The sequence below is a fragment of the Sphingobacterium sp. UDSM-2020 genome, from assembly GCF_016132525.1.
In the GTDB taxonomy this organism is placed as follows: domain Bacteria; phylum Bacteroidota; class Bacteroidia; order Sphingobacteriales; family Sphingobacteriaceae; genus Sphingobacterium; species Sphingobacterium anhuiense.
In genome coordinates this window covers 3,329,069-3,343,810 of sequence record NZ_CP066166.1, presented here as the reverse complement: position 1 = coordinate 3,343,810, position 14,742 = coordinate 3,329,069, and the positions used below count along the sequence as shown (strand labels likewise).

The following is a 14,742-nucleotide window of genomic DNA, read 5'->3' as shown; positions in this document are numbered from 1 at the left end:
TCCGCTCTTACGAACGGACCTTTTTTACCAAAAACCAATTAAAACCAAACCATTAAAACAGACTAACTATTTTTTTCGGTTATATCTTTTTTAACCTCTATACTATTTTTTTCACCTTTATCATTTCTGTCCAAACGATCACGACGCATTGGACGATCTCCAGATTTACGCATGCGGTGCTGTTTATGATTTTCAGCAAATGACTCTTTATACAGTTTTTGTTGATCAGGATTTAGATTTTTCATCAACTTTTCACGTTGAGCCATGCGATCCTTCTTCATCTGTTCCATGGCAGCTTTACGATCCGCAAAGTTCTTTTTATCCTTTTTCGCTTGATCCAATTGCAATGAATAGATTTCCTTACGCTGCTTATCCGTAAATTTTAATTTCTGATCCATACGATCCGTACGCAATTGCGCAATTTCTTCTGCTGATTTTTTATCTAACTTAAATTCTCGTTTTCCAGAACGGTGACCATCATGGTTTACGTTTTCTTTAATATTAGCTTTTTCTTGTGCAAAACCCGCAAACATTGCTCCAGATAGCAACAAACTTAACATTAACTTTTTCATGATATTTTCTATTTAATACTATTAACAACTTTGTCTACTCCATTTTTAATTGATGAGTTTACAGACATTTGTTAATAAGATGTTGAAAACTACCTAAAGTTTAAATCGTCCACTGTTAAATAAAGTTAAACCCTAATAGTAATATATTTATTGAGAGACTGTATTTAACCGAATAGGCAATGTATAGGCTACCCGAACCGGACGACCGTTTTGAACTCCTGGTTTCCATTTTTTTGCTTTGACAAGCAATTCAACAGCAGCTTTCCCTGTTCCATGGGAAACATCACGCTTTACATGGATATCTGTTAATGTACCGTCTTTCTCAATTACAAATGAAACCTCAACAATTCCACTGACACCTTGTTGTAAAGCGGCTTCAGGATACTGATAATTTTCGCCTACCCATTTCATAAAAGCTTCCATCCCACCCTGCGGTCTTGGCTGAATTTCTATATGCTCAAACCCAACAATAGCATCTGGATCTCCATGTAATGCACCATCTTTGTTAGTGCCGGTTATTCCACCATCCCGTTTTACTGTACCAAACTCACCTCTTGCAATAGATGTTCCATTAGGATTTGCCTTCAAACTCAAGCGTCCCGCCAATTTATTGGTTTTGTTTAGTTCATCTTGCGTCACCACATCTTCTTTTACCATACTTTGAGGAGCAACTTTAGGTTCAACGAAACGAATTACTTCCTGCTTTGGTAAATCTATAGCAACTTGTTGTGGTGCTTCTTTTTCAATAGGGATAGGTTCTACAATTTTGTCTTCCTCCTTTTTTTCCTTCTGCTCAACCTGGGGAGGTAAATCGACAACTGTTATTCGTTCTTTTATAATTGGCGCTTCTGATTTGAAATATGTTTTGTATATGCTACTACTTAGCACGATTAAAGCAACTGCACTTAAAACAATTACGACCGACCAGTTCGTTGCCTTATTCGATAAATTACGCAATTCAAAAGCGCCATAAGATTGGTTACGTCCTGCAAAAACAACCTCTAACCATTCCGATTTGTAAATATTCAATTTGGAGTTTAGCATAGCTTTAAAAATTAAGTTTACATTTTAACATATGATGCACAGTAATTAAAATTCCATAAAAGAAAATTTTTCATTTATAAAATTTACCGTATTTTTAAACCATAGAGAACAAATCAATCCTCAAAATAGAAAATGGTTAAAAACTTTATAACATTCTCATCTATCATCATAGCTTCTTCATTATTAACAAGTTGCATGAATGAAGAACCAAAACAAATCAAACAAGAAAAAAAAGAAAGCAATCTCAAAACAGACAAAGTTGAAGCCATTGTAGGTTTTGCTTTTTTAAATGAAAAAAAAGATTCTTTAGTTAGTTTGGCTGTTGAAGACGAAAAAATTAAACCTGAGGCGGCAACACATGCTATTATTGAAAACAAAATCACTCCCATTAATTTTTCAGTTACTAAACCTGAAAGTGAATCCTCTAATGGTCGACAAACAAGCCACAATTTCTCGAATAATGGTGGTACTTTTTTCAGTTTAAAGGAGCAAATAAAAGAGGGTGATTTTGCTTTAATAGTGAATCAAAAATTCATTGATCAAAATCAAATTCTACCATTCAAGAAGATTAACAAAGAGACAAATGAACAGATAAAGTTAAAAATAGCGAAGCATTATAATCGAAAGATATCACAAAGTTCAACCCTAGCAGAACTCAATAATAAAGCTCAGATAAATATAACATTATTTGAGGTTAAAAATGATTCAGCACTTGCTGTACTGACTTATCTACATAATGATCAGTTAATCACGTTAGATTTTCCTGCAAAATATGATGAAATGAGTACTTGGCGCGTAGATGATGGCGGCGTATTTGACTTTGAAAATCTACAATTATTATCAATTTTTCAATCCGATAAATCCATCAAAATAGCAACCGTATTTTGGGGAGCAGAGGGTTATAATCTCAACTTTTACGAATCAGTAGATGGAGTTTTTAAAAACATTGCTGAAGCATACGGTTATAGTGCCCCATTATAAAAACAAAAAAAGACTAGTTAAACAACTAGTCTTTTTTTATGATCGGGATCCGTGTGCTACATAGGCATACGCGCCAATGGGCCGACATCTTGTCCAACAAAATCGTTAATTAAATATTTTTGATATCCTGCTATTGCAATCATAGCTGCATTATCAGTACAGTACTCAAACTTAGGTATAAACACATTCCATTTATACCGTTCACCCATTGCTAGCAACTCTCTTCTTAAACCAGAGTTTGCCGAAACGCCACCAGCAATCGCAATATCTTTCACTCCAGTTTCTTTGGCTGCCTTTTTCAGTTTATTAAGCAATATGGATACAATACGCGATTGAACTGAAGCACACACATCATCCATATGATTTTTCAGAAAATCGGGGTCAGCTTTTTCCTCCTTTTGCACCATATAAAGAATCGCTGTCTTCAGTCCCGAAAAACTAAAATCTAAACCCTGTATTTGAGGTTCAGGAAGTTTATAGGCATCTGGGTTACCGTTTTGTGCATGTTTATCGATTAGCGGTCCACCCGGGTATGGTAAATTTAGAATTTTTGCTGTTTTGTCAAACGCCTCGCCGGCGGCATCATCTAACGTCTGCCCTAAAATCTCCATTTCGAAATAATCTTTCACCAGCACAATTTGTGTGTGTCCTCCCGATACAGTAAGGCATAAAAATGGGAAAGTAGGTTTAGGATCTTCAATAAAATGCGCTAATATATGAGCTTGCATGTGATTGACATCTATCAAGGGGATATTACGAGCAAGAGCAAAAGACTTTGCAAATGAAGTTCCAACCAACAATGCGCCTAATAATCCAGGACCACGTGTAAAAGCTACTGCATCTATTTGATTTTTATGTATTTTTGCAGTGCGAATGGCTTCTTCTACTGTAGGAATAATATTTTGTTGATGCGCACGCGATGCTAATTCGGGAACAACGCCCCCATACTTAGCATGAATCGCCTGAGTAGCAATAACATTAGAAAATATTTCACCGTCGATACAAATTGAAGCAGATGTTTCATCGCAAGATGATTCAATACCTAAAATAACAGCCATAGCTTTGGGGTAATTAATAATTGTACAAAAGTATCAAAAAAATAATTAAAATAGCACTGATTACACTGGCTAGCATACTCGTTTTGTTAGGGGTATTGCTACTATCGTTACAATTAGAGTCCGTTCAGAATTTTATTGCCAAGCGAGCTGTTTCTTATCTCTCCAAAGAATTAAATACAAAAATCGCTCTTAAAAAAATATATTTTAAACCCTTTCGTTCTTTGGTTCTAGAAGGGTTTGAATTATACAGTCCACATGGTGATACGATTTTGATTGCTGAAAAGCTAAATGCATCGGTAGATTTAAATCAATACTGGGATGACAAAAAAATTGTTATCAATAAACTTACACTAGAAAATACCACAGCTTATTATCAGGCTTATAAAGACAGCTCAAACATTCAGTTTTTATTGCAGTACTTTACTCCACCAAAGAAAAAGGAAAAGAAAGTCAGTAAAAATTTAAATTTTGATTTAAAACAACTGGAATTAATAAATAATCAGTTTCGCTATCTTGATCATACCAAGAAACATTATGCGAAAGTTGTGGATTTTGGCGACCTAGACATTAAACAATTAAATGCCGACTTTCGAAATATAAAACTTACGGACAAATCCATACAAGTTGACATTAAGCAATTAAATCTTCGGGAAAAAAAAGGATTGGAGGTTAAAGGATTAGTTGCAAAAGCATTTGTGAGCAACAAGAGAATTCAATTGGATAAGCTTTTATTGATCACGAATAAATCAACGATAAAAGACTTTGTCAAATTAGAATTTAATAGTTTTGATGACTTTTCTGATTTTAACAATCGGGTTAATGTAAGCCTAAGAATCAAAAATTCCATTTTAAATTCAGAAGATATAGCCTTCTTTTCTTCATCAATGCACCGGGTCAAGTTTGATTTAAAAATAAAGCAGGCCACAGCTCAAGGTCGCGTAAATCATATTGATGCAAAGAATATACAAATTGAGACAGAAAAAGCAACTAAATTAAAGGGCAACGTTAAGATCATTGGTCTACCGGATATCGATCAGACAGATTTTAAACTAACAGACCTATCATTACAATCAACCTACGCTGACCTGCAGGTTATTCTTCCAAAACTGAGCAATAACAAGAATTTTAAACTTCCAGAAATCGTAAAAATATTAAATACAGTTTCGTACCAGGGAGATTTACATGGGCTTTATAATAATTTTCATATTGATGGAGAATTAAAAACAGAGTTAGGAGCGCTTAGTACCAAGTCATCTTTAAACTTTCAAAATGAAACACAATTTTCTGGTCTTTACGAATCGAAATCTTTTGATATAGGAAGATTTTTGAACAATAGTCTTTTAAAAACAACAGGGTTTAACTTCAATTTAAAAGGTAAAGGAAGTTCATCAAAAACACTTTCAATAGATCTAGATGGTAATTTAGAAAATTTTAATTTCAGAAATTATACCTATCAACAGATTCCAATATCGGGAATTATAGCTGAAGAAAAATTTAAAGGATCTGGTTCCATTAAAGACCCAAATGCAAGTATAGACTTTCAAACAGATGTAGACTGGTCAGATACCTCCGTTCTATACAATCTAGTAGCAGGTATTCATGAAACCAATTTATATGCACTTCATCTTTCACAACAAGATAGTATAATTGTTCACAACACAACGATAGAAACTAATTTAAAAGGATCGAACATCAATAATCTTGTCGGCGATCTGAAAGCAAACAACATCAATTTCAGTACAAAAAAAGGTACATTTGATATCAAAGAAGTTGTATTCCAAGCGTCCGGAGATGAAATCAACCGATTACTGACGGTATCTTCCGATGTTGTTGTTGCGTCGCTTATTGGACAGATTGATCTAAAAACAATTGTTCCTTATTTTAAAATGCTTGCCATGCGCTATGCACCTGCAATTGGTTTTGAAAAAGAGCTGTACAATAATCAAAACTTTGAACTGGACCTTCAAATCAAATCATTTGAACCCATCGCGACCTTCTTTAAAAAGGAAATCAGCCTCGATAGCGGAGCAACTATGCACGCTAAATTTTCAAGCGAGGAAAACGCTGCACAATTCAATTTATATAGTCCCATTTTCAAATATAGTGGCATAAAGATTTCTAACCTTATTGTAGATCAGATCTCCAATACAGAATCCATGTCTGTATCAGCTTCAGCAGACCGTATAAATCTCACGGATAGCACCTATATTAAAAATGTAAATATTGCTAACATTCTTTCCAATGATAGTTTACGTTTCAATATAAAATTATCCGAACTAGATGCTAGTAATAACCTTGATCTTAATGGTGTTATTCGTTTTGCTCACCAGAAGCCTGCATTTATCAGTTTTGATCCATCAACTATTATTATTAATAAAAACCAATGGTCACTTACCCAGGGTTCAGAACTTAAAGTTTCCAAAGGGAAATGGTTCTTGCAAGATTTGACGTTACAGCATGACGAACAAAAAGTACTGCTCAATGGGATATTGTCTAATGCTGAAAGCGACCAATTGAATATCTTATTCAAAGATTTTAATCTAAGTTCTTTAAATGGTATTACAAAACCACTTGGCATTACTATGTCAGGAGCAATGAATGGTAATCTTGAAATCAATTCCCTTTTTAAATCCCCATATTTTATTGCTAACCTACAGACAAATCCGATCCTTTATAACCAACTTCCGATTGGTCAGCTTAGCTTAAAGGCAAATTACGACCAAAATGCCAATATTGTCCATTTAGACAGTAAAATCGATGATGGGAACAAAAGCATTACACTTGCCGGCACCTATAATATCAAAGAGGAGGAGGATAAAATAAATCTCAAGGCTTCCCTAAAGAATACTGATCTTATCCTTTTCCAACCTTTTTTGAAATCATTAGTTTCAAATCTCCAAGGAAGAGTCCATGGTGAGCTTGATATCAAAGGAAATATCGACAAGCCAAAAATAAGTGGAAATGCTAATTTCACCGATGCATCATTTATCATCAATTATTTAAGGACTCCCTACCATCTTACTGATAAAGCCATTATAGTATCAAATGGTATTTTCCTTAATAATTTTAAAATTCTTGATACTAAAAACAGTGAAGCCCTTGTCAATGGTATGGTCGATCTAAATAAGCTTTCCGATCCGACTATTGATATTAAGGTAAGAGCGAATAATTTTTTAACGCTCAACACTACGCTTAAGGACAACAATCTTTATTATGGAACAGCATATGCCAGTGGTGATTTCAACTTCAAAGGTCTAACTTCAGCTATCAATATCGATATCAAAGCTAAGTCGGAAGACAATACAGTTATTAACATTCCCTTCAATAGTTCGATGACAATCAGTGATAACGATTTTATCTATTTCGTTTCTCCAGATAGCGCAATTACCTCCGAACAGATTAAAAGAAAAAGTTTCAATGGTATCACGATGAATATGGATCTTTCTTTAAGTCCAAATGCAGAAATGAATTTATATACTACTTTAGGTGGTGTATCTGGACGTGGAACAGGAAATATCACAATGAATATCAGCTCTCTAGGTGACTTTGGAATGTTCGGCGATTACATCATCAGTTCGGGTAAATTCAATTTTAAAGCACAGGATTATCTGAATAAGATCTTCGATCTTAAAGAAGGAGGAACTATTCGCTGGGCTGGTAAACCCGCTGAAGCCAACATTAATTTGACTGCGATCTACCAACAAAGAACTTCCCTGTCCCCTCTTTATAATGCGGCAGGACAAACAGACAATCCGCAACGAATTCTTGCCCAGGCGGATATGAATCTAAAAGGTTTATTGAGTCAGCCCGAAATAAATTTTGATCTCAACTTTCCTCAGGATCCATATGTCAAAGATGAACTTCAAGGTTATCTTTCAGATGTTAACAACATCAATCAGCAAGCCCTCAGTTTAATCGTTCGCAGAAGCTTTACGCCAGGATCACAGACTGACTTCGGTAAAGAAGTCAACAATACCTTATTATCTGCCGGAACTGAAATTGCATTCAATCAATTAAATAATATCATTGCAGAATCTCTAAATATCAATTTTTTCGACATCAATATTAAAAGTTTAAATGATGCTTCAGCATCCCTGAGACTTTTTAATGATCGTTTAATCTTGACGGGTGGAATCACAGATAACAGGAGCAACCAGCTCACGGATTTAAATGTATTCTCGGACCGTGTAACTACGGATGCAGAAGCCCTGTTTTATCTTCGTAAAGATGGTCGTTTACTTCTAAGAGGGTCTAACCGTCTAAATACACGGAATTTCCTTATCAATCCTAATGGTGAGGAGTATGTAAGTGCCGTGGGTTTAGTATACCGTCAGGAGTTCAATTCCTTTTCAGAATTTCTATCGCGGATGTTTCCATTTGGAAAAAAGAAAAAAGCGAAATAGCAATAGCCCTTCAACAGCTTAATAATTTATTCAATTAAAAACAAATAGACCATTTTGGTGCAAACAACATGAAGGTTATATAAAAGCTCGTGTAGTTATACTAAAACTTTCTTGTCAAAGGCTCACTTGATAATATATCAAGCTTAGAAACCATTAATTGCAACTAAAAAAGCCTTTCCAAAATATGGAAAGGCTTTTATATGATTAGAAGTTAAATAGCTTACGCTAATTTTTCGAATGCACTATATTCGATCTCTTCTTTATTGATTTTAATTTGCTCTTTTAAGAATTCGAACACTTTAAGTGCTTTTGCTTCTTCGAACAAACGGTTTCCTTGCTCTCTATCTTGCAACATTTGAATTGCATATTGCGATAATTGCTCATCACTTGGCTCCTCATTGATGTTGTACATTTTGATCTGCGCATAAATACGCTCTTTTGCCAAATTGATTACTTCATCATATTTAACTTCAAGACCATTTTCAGTAACAACACGGTTCTCAATGATCGTCCATTTCAAGTTATTCAAGAAATCAGCAAAACCTTCGTTCAACTCTTCTTCAGAGATACTTGGGTTCGTTGCTTTTAACCATCTTTTCAAAAACTCTTCTGGAAAAGCTACATCAACTTTTTCCATACCGAAAGTATACATATCATTACGTAAACGTTGGTCAGAATTTTGTTTGAATAAGTTTTCAACTTCTTCTTTTACTTTTGTTCTGAATTCAGCTTCTTCAGTAACTTCGCCTTCAGCAAACAATTTATTGAAGAACTCCTGATTTAAATCAGACTCTTCTAAACGGTTGATATTTTTTACCGTTAACTCAAATTTAGTAACGTCCAAAGCTTCAACCTCCTCAGGAGTGATTCCTAAAATACGGGAGATATCTTCAGCATTGAATGCTTTTTTAATATCAATCTTAACCGTATCATCTTGTTTAAGACCTACTAAAGATTTTTTAATTTTTGCATCTTCGATAATATCAGTACGTACCGAAGTTGTTTTCTCAATACCGTCTTCTTTATCTTGTTTCAACGTAGCGTATAAGACATCACCTTCTTCAGAAACTTCAGGGTTAGTCATTTTACCATAGCTACGACGTAAATTTTTAATACGTGATTCTAAAGTTTCATCATCAGCCTTAATGTCATATTCTGTAAATTCAGCTTCTTTAGTGAAAGGATTTACAAATTCTGGAGCTAAACCAATTTCATACTTAAATTGGAAGTTATCTTTATAGTCCCAGTTATATGTAGCCGTTTCTTCAATAGGAAGAGGTTGACCTAAAACTTCTAATTTATTCTCGCCGATGTACGCTGTAATTTTATCATTAACAATTTTGTTTACTGTATCCAACAAAATTGATTTACCATAAGTACGTCTAATATGTGCTGCAGGCACTAAACCAGGGCGGAATCCAGGTAATTTAGCTTTTTTAGCTTGATCCTTGATTTCTTTGTCTACTTGTGGGTTATAATCTTCTGGCGCTAAATCAACTTTAATTACTGCGTTGATCGCGTCAACTTTTTCGTGTGAAATGTTCATACTCTTTCTAAACCGTTACGCATTATTTTGATAAAAAAAAATCCTCCCGATGATTTAATTTCGGGAGGACATTCAAGTGCGGAAGAAGGGACTCGAACCCCCACGTCTTGCGACGCCAGATCCTAAGTCTGGTGCGGCTACCAATTACGCCACTTCCGCATTAGGATTTCTTGTTGGCACAAAGATAGAAACGAAACGTATATGATGCAAGTCTTTTCTCAATAAATTTTCATTATTTTCTAATTTATATTTTATGGTAAAAAATAAATTTGCATAATTCATTCTTATTCATTTACTTTGAAAAACAAAGTACTTTTATGAAACAAGAAGATTTAGTAAAAGAAATAGCAAGTATTCGGAATTTAATGGAAAAATCTAGCAAATTTATTTCCATTAGCGGGATTTCAAGTGTTCTTATTGGTACATATGCACTACTAGGAGCAGCATATGCCTACTATGAAGTTTATGGCTTTGATAGTCAAATGGGTTATCGGGATCATTATGTCAATGAACCATTGATTATCATGAAACTTCTAACAACAGCTATACTCGTTTTAATAGCCTCTATCTTTACAGGAGTCTACATGGCCATAAAAAAAGCTAAAGCTAACCGCCAAAATATATGGAATACCACAAGCCGGGCTTTATTGTTTGCAATGGCAGTTCCGCTTTGTACTGGAGGCCTATTTGCCATCATAGCTATCTTTAAAGAAAACTATGCGGTGGTATCCTCTATCCTATTGATTTTTTACGGTCTGGCACTTACAGCCGGTAGTCATTATACATTTAGTGAAATAAAAGGTCTTGGAATTTTAGAAATTGTCTTAGGACTATTAGCTTTGCTTTTTCCAGGCAATGGAATTATTTTTTGGGCATTGGGATTTGGAGTTCTACATATCATATATGGAGTAATCGTTCATAAAAAATACGAATAGTGAATTTAGACTTAACACAGTATAATAAAGTATTTGAAAATAAAGTCCGCTTACAGATCATGAGCGTATTGATGGCTAATGACGAATATGATTTTAATTCATTAAAATCCATACTGGATGTCACTGATGGAAATCTGGCTTCTAATTTGAAAACATTGGAAAAGGAAAAATACATCGAAGTTTTTAAAACCTTTGTCGACAGAAAACCAAATACACGATATAGAAGAACAACCGAAGGTGAAAGGGCTTTCGAAGAACATTTAAAGGCTCTTGAAAAATTGATCAAACAACAATACAAATAATTTTTTTATCCATTTACTTTGAATTTCAAAGTACTTTTAAAATAAAAAACATGAAAATACGATTAACCATAATGCTCGCTTTGTACAACTCCAGTCAAAAGATTTACACAGAGTTATTTAAGCAAAATAAATCAGCTTGGAAAATCAGTAAAGAAGATTTCCTAAAATTCCCGAAAGACTCTTTGGGATATCATATAGGTATATTCTATCAAGAGAAAGGTTTTGATGTTATCCCAAAACTAGAGAATCACGATGTGTTTCATGTCATCACAGAGTGCGGCACAGAAATACAGGACGAAGTTGCTATGCAGTATCTATTACTTGGCAATGGAAAGATAAGTTTATACCAATTTGCCATGATTGGAATAGGGACCTGTATATATCCCGAATATCTAAAAACGTACTTCAGAGCATTAGCAAAAGGAAATTCTATGCAAAAATTCTATGATCTGGATTTTAAGGCATTATTGAAAATTCCTTTAGCTGAAATCAAAAACAGCTTATCTTTTAATTTAAAAACACACCTTAACCATCATAATTTAACAGCATTATAAATTTAAAATCATGGAAACAAATAAAACACCCCTCTTAGAACGTATTGGTTCATCTATTTTCGCCAAACTGAGTACCATTGTTGTACTGGTTCTATTACTGCTAATCCCATTATTCTGGGTGAAGGATCTTATTGAAGAAAGAAAAAATAGACAGTCAGAAGTAAGCAGTGAAATTGCATTTAAATGGGCTGGTCAACAGGTGATATCAGGCCCTATTATTGCCATCCCCTATCAGGTTGTAAAAGAAATTGTAACTACGGATAAGAACATCATCTCCACTAAGAATACCTACATAACACAATACGTTTACCTAATGCCAAAATCATTGGACATTAATAGTGTGATTTCACCAGAATCGCTTAAAAGAGGTATTTATAAAAGCGTCGTCTACAATGCCCAACTTGATTTAAAAGGTTCCTTTGATGCGATCGATTTTAACAAAATAGACTTGAGCGGTCAGGAACTAGAATGGAAAAATGCCAAAATACTGATTGGTTTAAGTGATCTTAAAGGGCTTGGAGCATCTCCAAGTTTGGTTTTCAATCAAACGAAAATTGACTTCGAACCTAATATGTCTGCTCTAAATCCTTTTGAGAATAACATGATTGCAGCCATCGATCTTTCTCAAACAAAAACAACCTTAGGTAATTTTCAAATTAAATTTAATGTAAGAGGTTCGCAATCCATTAACTTCCTTCCATTGGCAAAACAGACTAAGATCCATACCCAGGGAAATTGGGCTAATCCAAGTTTTAACGGTGCCGTTTTAGCCGATGACCGAAATATAACAGGGAACAATTTTGAGGCAACCTGGAATATTCCAAGTTTCAACCGTAAATTTTCGCAACAATGGGTTGGTGAAGCAGAGAAACTGTATGAAATTAAAAACAATTATGAAATCAGTAATGCCGTCAGTGAAGGATATAGCAGTACTGTCGAACCTATCACTACCACTGAGAGCAGTATAGCGACAGAAAAAGATATGATTCAAATCAACTTCTTAGAGGAAGTCAATAATTATCAAAAAACTACCCGTGTAGCCAAATATGGAATTTTGATTATTATTCTAACATTTGCAGCACTGTTTTTCACAGAAATTATAAAAAAACAACGCATACATCTTATACAGTATATGCTGATTGGTTTTGCTATGGTACTCTTTTACTCACTGCTTCTTTCCATTAGTGAGCATCTGGGTTTCAACCTCGCTTACCTACTAGCCGCATTAGCTACTATTATTCTTATCGCTTCATTCATTAAATCTATTACCAATGATAGCAGGTCTGCACTTATCTTTTCTGGAATACTTTCCATTTTCTATAGTTTCATATTTATCTTAATGCAATTACGTGATTATTCACTCATAGTGGGTACAATAGGTATATTTATCATATTGGCAATTTTAATGCGCATATCCACAAAGATCAATTGGTATCAATACGATAAACGATGAGATTGGCAACAGAAGGTATCAAGATATATTTAACATATATCTTGATACTCCTTAAAAGAAAATAATAAGATATGGTATATCTTATTAAATTTATACACACCCCCCATATACAGAATCTGAAAACTCATCATTAAGCATATCGTAGAAACCGACATAGATATGTACTTGTTCATCGCTATTGAACAGCTGATGTTCCCATACCATTTTGCCTTCGTTTGAGATCGCCGCACCCTCGTTCAAAGCAGCGTACTTTTCTATAACATATGCCAGGACAACCACCGCAGCTGAATAACCTTTACATGCATCCTTATTCCATTCGACATGAAGTTTATTATCCTTCCGCTCTACCTTAATAAGCAGCGGTGGTGTCATATCTCCTCGGAAAACTAATACTTTTTCAGGATTAATATAGGGCATGTTGTCTGCATCATAATCGATCGCATTATTGAATAAATAGGATTGAGCTGATTGAAAAGCCCCAACACGGCTACCTTTAGGGGCTATATTTTTATAACCAAACGCAATCGGTTTTTTAACATATGTCAAAAATTGGGATACGACCTTCATCCGCATGCGATTAATGATCGTTAACTTACTTGGAGCTCTTTTTATAACAAATGGTAGAGAGCGGATAACGGATTGTCCATTTAACTGATACCCTACTACGTTTCCGACTTTACCCGAAAAGGGTCCATTTATTCCTGCTTTTAATATTGCCATATTACTAGGTTATATTGGAAATTGGTTAAGATGCATGACCTACTAAGATTACATCTATATATCATGCTGTTCTAATATAATAATTAAAGTGATAATATAGAAGTTATAAAGAGGTTAAATAGAGGTTTTATAGTGCTTTACCTCTATAAACCCTCTAGAAACCCTCTATAATGACTCTAATATATCTCTAAATATAGTAATGAGATATATAGTTATGTAACCGTATTTTACTAGTAAGAGTATTACAATATCTAAGAGTGTAACACTCATATCACATCAGTTTGTATAACGAGACAGCACATACATAATGATCGGTCAAGATCCCTCCTTTTGAAGGGATAGGAGGGAAATACGCAATTAATGCTACTATTGATTATCAATTATACACGCTATTTGTGGAAACATAGCGTGTATAATTATTTAAATAATGGAAAAAAAACGTCAATCTCCTTCATAAAATTCTCATCATGAATTAATTATTTTAAAATAAATTTTGAAACAAAATAAAATCTACTAACTTTGTAGAGTATTCAGAATTGCACGTTGCAATACCAACCGAGTTACATAACCGCGGTGGTAAATTAATATGGGTTTCGACCAAAAATATCTGGATACAGTTTATGGTTTAATCCTTTAAATTTTTAAATTGTATGTCAACACCAAATCTTTATCAACATTTACTGGAAAAATTCAGTTATTATTCAATCAACGAACTGATACAGCTCAACAATGATACGGTATCGGAAAAAGGTTGGGGTTCTTCCAAATCTACATTCCGCACTGCGCTCATAAGTACTTTTTCTAAAAGAGGGCTAGATCTTTCCAACATCATTTCTAGAGAAGATGGTTTTACTTCCGTAAAGTATGTCGCAGTAAGATTAGAGGAAAATACGCTTATCCCGATTCTCCAATAAGAGCAAAGACAGCTTTAAAATTGCGTATTCACTCAGCGCTAAAAAGGTTAAATAGCCCTTCCTTTTTGAGCACTGAGTGAAGCTTTTTTTATCCAACTAATTCTATATAATTTTCAGTCACTAATATCAATGCTATGCTTTTTTTAATGCGCTAAGATAGTATTTTATAATTTCTCCAATTCCCTTCAATAGTTTAACACAAAGTGATATCGCGTCATTCTGAACAATTCCTTCACCTTGTTTTCTTTCTCCAATACTTT

At 34.3% G+C, this 14,742-nt stretch carries 12 protein-coding genes, 1 tRNA gene and 1 riboswitch; of the genes, 7 read left to right on the top strand and 6 right to left on the bottom strand.

The annotated features are described in order from the left end of the window. Nucleotides 1-62 precede the first annotated feature (62 nt). Together JAZ75_RS14060 and JAZ75_RS14055 are read right to left on the bottom strand one after the other, a co-directional pair. Complete coding sequence (locus JAZ75_RS14060; RefSeq protein WP_208696191.1) at nucleotides 63-572, bottom strand: hypothetical protein; 510 nt, start codon at nucleotides 570-572, stop codon at nucleotides 63-65. A 147-nt stretch (nucleotides 573-719) separates the two neighbouring features. Continuing rightward, nucleotides 720-1,616 (bottom strand): energy transducer TonB, encoded by an 897-nt coding sequence (locus JAZ75_RS14055; RefSeq protein ID WP_132844615.1) that lies wholly within the window; start codon nucleotides 1,614-1,616, stop codon nucleotides 720-722. A gap of 195 nt (nucleotides 1,617-1,811) precedes the next feature. On the opposite strand from JAZ75_RS14055, the gene JAZ75_RS14050 reads away from it, so the two are divergent. Beyond that, entirely contained in the window at nucleotides 1,812-2,597 is a 786-nt protein-coding gene (locus JAZ75_RS14050) for a hypothetical protein (protein WP_208696189.1), read from the top strand. 56 nt (nucleotides 2,598-2,653) lie between these two features. On the opposite strand, the gene tsaD is transcribed toward JAZ75_RS14050, so the two are convergent. After that, a complete protein-coding gene (gene tsaD, locus JAZ75_RS14045) occupies nucleotides 2,654-3,655 on the bottom strand; it encodes a tRNA (adenosine(37)-N6)-threonylcarbamoyltransferase complex transferase subunit TsaD (protein WP_183915832.1) in 1,002 nt (333 codons plus the stop codon). Between the two features lie 20 nt (nucleotides 3,656-3,675). Here tsaD and JAZ75_RS14040 point away from each other — a divergent pair, with 20 nt between their 5' ends. After that, entirely contained in the window at nucleotides 3,676-8,058 is a 4,383-nt protein-coding gene (locus JAZ75_RS14040) for a translocation/assembly module TamB domain-containing protein (RefSeq protein ID WP_208696187.1), read from the top strand. 220 nt (nucleotides 8,059-8,278) lie between these two features. Here the strand turns inward: JAZ75_RS14040 and JAZ75_RS14035 are convergent, their stop codons facing one another. Together JAZ75_RS14035 and JAZ75_RS14030 are read right to left on the bottom strand one after the other, a co-directional pair. Then, nucleotides 8,279-9,604, bottom strand: a complete 1,326-nt coding sequence (locus JAZ75_RS14035; protein ID WP_183915837.1) for a trigger factor — start codon at nucleotides 9,602-9,604, stop codon at nucleotides 8,279-8,281. Nucleotides 9,605-9,681: 77 nt separating this feature from the next. Then, a tRNA-Leu gene (locus JAZ75_RS14030) sits at nucleotides 9,682-9,763 on the bottom strand. A gap of 158 nt (nucleotides 9,764-9,921) precedes the next feature. Here JAZ75_RS14030 and JAZ75_RS14025 point away from each other — a divergent pair. The 4 genes from JAZ75_RS14025 to creD are packed head-to-tail and all read left to right on the top strand — an operon-like array spanning nucleotide 9,922 to nucleotide 12,848. Beyond that, on the top strand, nucleotides 9,922-10,539 hold the full coding sequence (locus JAZ75_RS14025) for a hypothetical protein (RefSeq protein ID WP_208696184.1): 618 nt from the start codon (nucleotides 9,922-9,924) through the stop codon (nucleotides 10,537-10,539). Continuing rightward, nucleotides 10,539-10,841 carry a winged helix-turn-helix domain-containing protein gene (locus tag JAZ75_RS14020; protein ID WP_021189616.1) on the top strand — a complete coding sequence of 101 codons (303 nt, stop codon included), beginning with the start codon at nucleotides 10,539-10,541 and terminating at the stop codon, nucleotides 10,839-10,841. The genes JAZ75_RS14025 and JAZ75_RS14020 overlap by 1 nt, the downstream gene beginning before the upstream one ends. A gap of 50 nt (nucleotides 10,842-10,891) precedes the next feature. Then, nucleotides 10,892-11,395 carry a Coq4 family protein gene (locus tag JAZ75_RS14015; protein WP_132772124.1) on the top strand — a complete coding sequence of 168 codons (504 nt, stop codon included), beginning with the start codon at nucleotides 10,892-10,894 and terminating at the stop codon, nucleotides 11,393-11,395. A 10-nt stretch (nucleotides 11,396-11,405) separates the two neighbouring features. Continuing rightward, on the top strand, nucleotides 11,406-12,848 hold the full coding sequence (gene creD, locus JAZ75_RS14010) for a cell envelope integrity protein CreD (protein WP_208696182.1): 1,443 nt from the start codon (nucleotides 11,406-11,408) through the stop codon (nucleotides 12,846-12,848). A 90-nt stretch (nucleotides 12,849-12,938) separates the two neighbouring features. Here the strand turns inward: creD and JAZ75_RS14005 are convergent, their stop codons facing one another. Further along, nucleotides 12,939-13,568, bottom strand: a complete 630-nt coding sequence (locus tag JAZ75_RS14005) for a DUF6266 family protein (RefSeq protein ID WP_208696180.1) — start codon at nucleotides 13,566-13,568, stop codon at nucleotides 12,939-12,941. A 521-nt stretch (nucleotides 13,569-14,089) separates the two neighbouring features. Next, a riboswitch (SAM-I-IV-variant riboswitch) is annotated at nucleotides 14,090-14,183 on the top strand. A gap of 35 nt (nucleotides 14,184-14,218) precedes the next feature. Here JAZ75_RS14005 and JAZ75_RS14000 point away from each other — a divergent pair. After that, nucleotides 14,219-14,482 carry a hypothetical protein gene (locus JAZ75_RS14000; RefSeq protein WP_021189623.1) on the top strand — a complete coding sequence of 88 codons (264 nt, stop codon included), beginning with the start codon at nucleotides 14,219-14,221 and terminating at the stop codon, nucleotides 14,480-14,482. Nucleotides 14,483-14,742: the final 260 nt, after the last annotated feature.